General features: G+C 60.8%; 5 protein-coding genes. 3 read left to right on the top strand and 2 right to left on the bottom strand.

Annotation, left to right across the window (positions count from 1 at the left end; all coding sequences use genetic code 11):
* Window positions 1-783, bottom strand: a 783-nt coding sequence (locus tag CWO89_RS40835) for an NAD(P)H-hydrate epimerase (protein WP_130583904.1), incomplete at its 3' end; no start/stop codon positions are given.
* 352 nt (window positions 784-1,135) lie between these two features.
* On the opposite strand from CWO89_RS40835, the gene CWO89_RS40830 reads away from it, so the two are divergent.
* The 3 genes from CWO89_RS40830 to CWO89_RS40820 all read left to right on the top strand — a co-directional run bounded on the left by CWO89_RS40830 (window position 1,136) and on the right by CWO89_RS40820 (window position 4,466).
* Complete coding sequence (locus CWO89_RS40830) at window positions 1,136-1,474, top strand: P-II family nitrogen regulator (protein ID WP_011441447.1); 339 nt, start codon at window positions 1,136-1,138, stop codon at window positions 1,472-1,474.
* A gap of 150 nt (window positions 1,475-1,624) precedes the next feature.
* On the top strand, window positions 1,625-3,034 hold the full coding sequence (glnA, locus tag CWO89_RS40825) for a type I glutamate--ammonia ligase (protein ID WP_130583903.1): 1,410 nt from the start codon (window positions 1,625-1,627) through the stop codon (window positions 3,032-3,034).
* A gap of 220 nt (window positions 3,035-3,254) precedes the next feature.
* On the top strand, window positions 3,255-4,466 hold the full coding sequence (locus tag CWO89_RS40820) for an ABC transporter substrate-binding protein (RefSeq protein ID WP_130583902.1): 1,212 nt from the start codon (window positions 3,255-3,257) through the stop codon (window positions 4,464-4,466).
* A 60-nt stretch (window positions 4,467-4,526) separates the two neighbouring features.
* On the opposite strand, the gene CWO89_RS47305 is transcribed toward CWO89_RS40820, so the two are convergent.
* Window positions 4,527-4,757: hypothetical protein (locus CWO89_RS47305; protein ID WP_207234672.1), on the bottom strand; the 231-nt coding region annotated here is incomplete at its 5' end.

Below are 4,757 nucleotides of genomic sequence, written 5' to 3'. Positions count from 1 at the left end.
CCGCAGCGCGCCGCGCGCTGCAAGCCGCGAGGCGCCGGTCGCGGCGATGTCGCCGGAGACGGCAAGGACGTGACCGCGGGAATATTTGTGGCCGTCGATCTTCGGCACCGGAAACGCGTGCTGCCAGGTCGACGGAACATTCTCGAAGGTAGCCGGGCGGATTTCCTCGAGCACCTTCGGATCGATGCCGATATCGGCGACGCGCACGCGGCCGCAATGCACCCTGCCCGGCAAGAGCAGATGCGCCGGCTTGCGGCGGAAGAAGGTCACGGTCTCGGTGGCGCGGATCGCGATCCCCATCGGAGCACCGGTGGTGCCGTTGATGCCGCTCGGCAGGTCGACAGCGAGCACCGGCATATCATGGGCGTTGACCGCCTCGATCATCTCATGGGGTTCGCCCTTCACGGGACGGTCGAGCCCGGCGCCGAACAGCGCATCGATAATCAGCGCGGGCTTGCCGATCGCCTGCGGGTTGAACGGCAGCACCGGATATTTCCAGCCGCGTGCGGCCAGCGCCGCGTCGCCCTTCAGGCTGTCGCGCTCGCACAGCAGGATGACCGAGACCTCCCGCCCCCGTGCAGCAAGCTCGGCGGCGGCGACAAAGCCATCGCCACCATTGTTGCCGCGGCCCGCCACCACCAGGATCGGCCCCTCCTCGACCAGGTCCATGGCCGCTTCGGCCACCGCCTGCCCCGCGCTCATCATCAACGAAAAGCCAGGTGTGCCCCCGGCAATGGTCAGCCGGTCGGCGCGTTCCATTTCAGCCGTGGTCAGGATTTCCATGCTGAATCCTCAATCTATCAGCCTTTTCGACAGGCACCTCGCCCGGCTCGCGTCGATCATCCGCCGATGATTGCACACCAATTCATCCGTTTGCCTATTTCGCAGGCTTCGGTATCATGGGGCGCTCGATCCAACCTTGTCCGTCTGCCCGTTAAAAGGCTGATAACATTCCGAAATCAGGGACATTTATAACTTGGCATAGACCCTGCTTTTGAGGAAGCCGCTCAGGACGGCCGCCTTGTATGGCCGTGAGGGGCATTTCCGGCTCCGCCGGGAGTTGACGGATCGAACTGATTGCGCCACGCGCATCGAACCTGCACTTTGTATTCTGGAAATGCCCGGGAGGCCCTCAGTGAAGAAAATCGAAGCCATCATCAAGCCGTTCAAGCTCGACGAGGTGAAAGAGGCGCTTCAGGAAGTCGGACTTCAGGGCATCACGGTAACGGAGGCCAAGGGGTTTGGACGGCAGAAGGGTCACGCCGAGCTCTATCGCGGCGCGGAATACATCGTCGACTTCCTGCCGAAGGTGAAGATCGAGATCGTGATCGGCGACGACCTGGTCGAGAAGGCGATCGATGCGATCCGCCGCGCGGCGCAGACTGGCCGCATCGGCGACGGCAAGATTTTCGTTTCCAATATCGAGGAAGCGATCCGCATCCGGACCGGCGAATCCGGGCTGGACGCTATTTAAGCCCGGTGCTATCCGAAATCTTGCGATCCTAGAAGAGAATAAGGCTGCCTTTGGCGGCCTGATTTCGTTTGTATCATCGCGCGAACTTGGCCCAAGCGAGAACAACGTCGCTCACCTGGAAACCGACCCGCAAAGTCAAAAGGGATACTCATGAAGACCGCCAAAGACGTCCTGAAATCGATCAAGGACAACGACGTCAAATACGTCGATCTTCGCTTCACCGATCCGCGCGGCAAGTGGCAGCACGTGACCTTCGACGTCGGCATGATCGACGATGACATTTTCGCCGAAGGCACGATGTTCGACGGCTCCTCGATCGCCGGCTGGAAGGCGATCAACGAGTCCGACATGTGCCTGATGCCCGACCCCGTCACCGCGACGATCGACCCGTTCTTCGCCGAGACGACGATGGTGATCACCTGCGACGTGCTCGAGCCGACCACCGGCGAGCCCTACAACCGCGATCCGCGCGGCATCGCCAAGAAGGCGGAAGCGATGGTGAAGTCGATGGGCGTCGGCGACGCCGTCTATGTCGGCCCCGAGGCCGAGTTCTTCGTGTTCGACGACGTGCGCTTCTCCGCAAATCCCTACAACACCGGCTTCCGTCTCGACTCCTCGGAGCTGCCGACCAATTCCGACACCGAATATGAAGGCGGCAATCTGGGCCACCGCATCCGCACCAAGGGCGGTTACTTCCCGGTGCCGCCGCAGGACTCGGTGCAGGACATGCGCTCGGAGATGCTGGGCGCCATGGCCAAGATGGGCGTCAAGGTCGAGAAGCATCACCATGAGGTCGCTTCCGCCCAGCACGAGCTTGGCATGAAGTTCGACACGCTGACGCTGATGGCTGACCACCTGCAGATCTACAAGTACTGCATCCACCAGGTTGCGCACATCTACGGCAAGACCGCCACGTTCATGCCGAAGCCGGTCTACGGCGATAACGGCTCGGGCATGCACGTCCACCAGTCGATCTGGAAGGAAGGCAAGCCGGTGTTCGCCGGCAACAAGTACTCCGACCTCTCGGAGACCTGCCTCTCCTACATCGCCGGCATCATCAAGCACGCCAAGGCGATCAACGCCTTCACCAATCCGACAACCAACTCCTACAAGCGCCTGGTCCCGGGCTATGAGGCGCCGGTGCTGCTCGCCTACTCCGCGCGCAACCGCTCGGCCTCCTGCCGCATCCCCTACACCGCTTCGCCGAAGGCCAAGCGCGTCGAGGTCCGCTTCCCCGACCCGATGGCCAACCCCTATCTCGGCTTCGCGGCGATGCTGATGGCCGGCCTCGACGGCATCAAGAACAAGCTCGATCCGGGCCCGGCAATGGACAAGGACCTCTACGACCTGCCGAAGGAAGAGCTGAAGTCGATCCCGACCGTGTGCGGAAGCCTGCGCGAGGCGCTGGAAAACCTCGACAAGGACCGCGCGTTCCTGAAGGCCGGCGGCGTGTTCGACGACGACTTCATCGACGCCTACATCGAACTCAAGATGACCGAAGTCGAGCGCTTCGAAATGACCCCACACCCGGTCGAGTTCGACATGTACTATTCGCAGTGAGTTTTCACTGCCGCAACGATCGGAAAGGCGCTCCACACGGGGCGCCTTTTTTGTTTTGCGTCATTGCGAGCCACCGGGGCGGCGCTTCGCGCCGACCCGGTGGCTCGCAATGACGACTGATGGCGCTTATGTGGATTGCTTCTGCTTTCCCTTGACGGATGACTTGCAGAACTGTGAGTGACAACGCAAACTGCCGCAAAACAAAAAAGGGAGTGAAAAGATGAAACGGCGCACATTTCTTGCTGGCCTTGGTGCCACAGTCTTCTCGCCGGCGATTGTCCGCGCCGCGGGAGATACGCCGTTAAAGTTCGGTGTCCTGACGGACATGAATGGCCTGTTCGCAGACAATGGCGGCAAGGGATCGGTGGCGGCCGCCCAATTGGCGATCGAAGAGTGTGGTGGCAGCGTCCTGGGCAAACCCATCGAGCTGATTTCCGCCGATCATCAGAACAAGCCCGACCTCGGCGGGAATATTGCGCGCCAATGGTATGATCAGGATGGCGTCGACGTCATCCTCGACGTGCCGGTGTCGTCAGTATGTATTGCGGTCCAGAACTTCGCCAAGGATCGAAACAAGATGTTCATCACATCCGCGGGAGGTTCCGCGGATCTGAGTGGAAAGCTATGTTCTCCCAATTTCATCCAATGGACATATAATACCTACGCACTCGCGAACGTGGCCGGGAAAGCGTTGCTCCAACGTGGAGCCGACACGTGGTTCTTTATTGCTGCGGACTACGCATTCGGCCACGCGCTCGAGCGCGATGTGACGGAAGTCGTGACCAAGGGCGGAGGGAAGTCACTGGGGCATGCGCCGCATCCGATCAACACGGCAGATTTCAGCTCGGTCCTCCTGACGGCCAAGTCTTCGGGCGCGAAGGTCATCGCACTGGCCAACGCTGGCGCGGACACTCAGAACGGCATCAAACAAGCGGAAGAATTTGGCCTCACCAGCGGCGGCCAACAGATGATCGCGCTGCTGATTGACGTCAATGACATCCAAAGCATTGGCCTGAAGAGCGCGCAGGGCTTGCTTGCCACGATTGGCTTCTACTGGAACATGGATGACCGGACGCGCGAATTCGCAAAGCGCTATGCCGCCAAGATGGGAAAGCCGCCGAGCATGATGCAGGCGGGCGTGTATTCGTCCGCGTTGAACTACATCAAATCGGTCCAGGCCGCGAACACCAAGGATCCGGCCGCCGTCGTCAAGGATTTGCAGGGCCGCACCTTCAATGATGCTTTCGCGCGAAACGGCAAGCTTCGCGCCGACAACCTGATGGTGCACGACATGTACCTCGCCGAGGTCAAGAAGGCGAGCGAGGTGTCCGACCCGTCGGATGTCTTCAGGATCCTCGCAACCGTCGAAGGCAAGGACGCATTTCCATCGCTCTCGAGCAGCGCTTGCCCGATGGTGACGGCACAGAAGTAATTCCGAACTCACCCCGTCATTGCGAGCGGAACGAAGCAATCCACGTCTCCACAAGCGGCGCTATGGATTGCTGAGCTCCGCTAAGAAAGTGAGTTCCAAGCCGCTGGCCATGGTCCGCGCTGTCATTCCGGGGCACGCGTAGCGTGAGCCCGGAATCCATCGGACCGCATGCTCTGCGGTTGGATGGATTCCGGGCTCGTCCTTCGGACGCCCCGGAATGACGGAGGAGAAAAATTCGCCAGCAATTCCAAGGTGATTTGCCTCGTCCAGCCGTCGCGCGAAAAATATTCC

The sequence above is a fragment of the Bradyrhizobium sp. Leo170 genome, from assembly GCF_004296405.1.
Taxonomy (GTDB): Bacteria; Pseudomonadota; Alphaproteobacteria; order Rhizobiales; family Xanthobacteraceae; genus Bradyrhizobium.
The sequence above is the reverse complement of the archived record's forward strand: the minus strand, read 5'-3'. Positions and strand labels throughout refer to the sequence as shown.

Coding starts and splice junctions, on each gene's coding strand:
- CWO89_RS40820 (WP_130583902.1), top strand. CDS start 3,255: ATGAAACGGCGCACATTTCTTGCTGGCCTTGGTGCCACAGTCTTCTCG.
- glnA (WP_130583903.1), top strand. CDS start 1,625: ATGAAGACCGCCAAAGACGTCCTGAAATCGATCAAGGACAACGACGTC.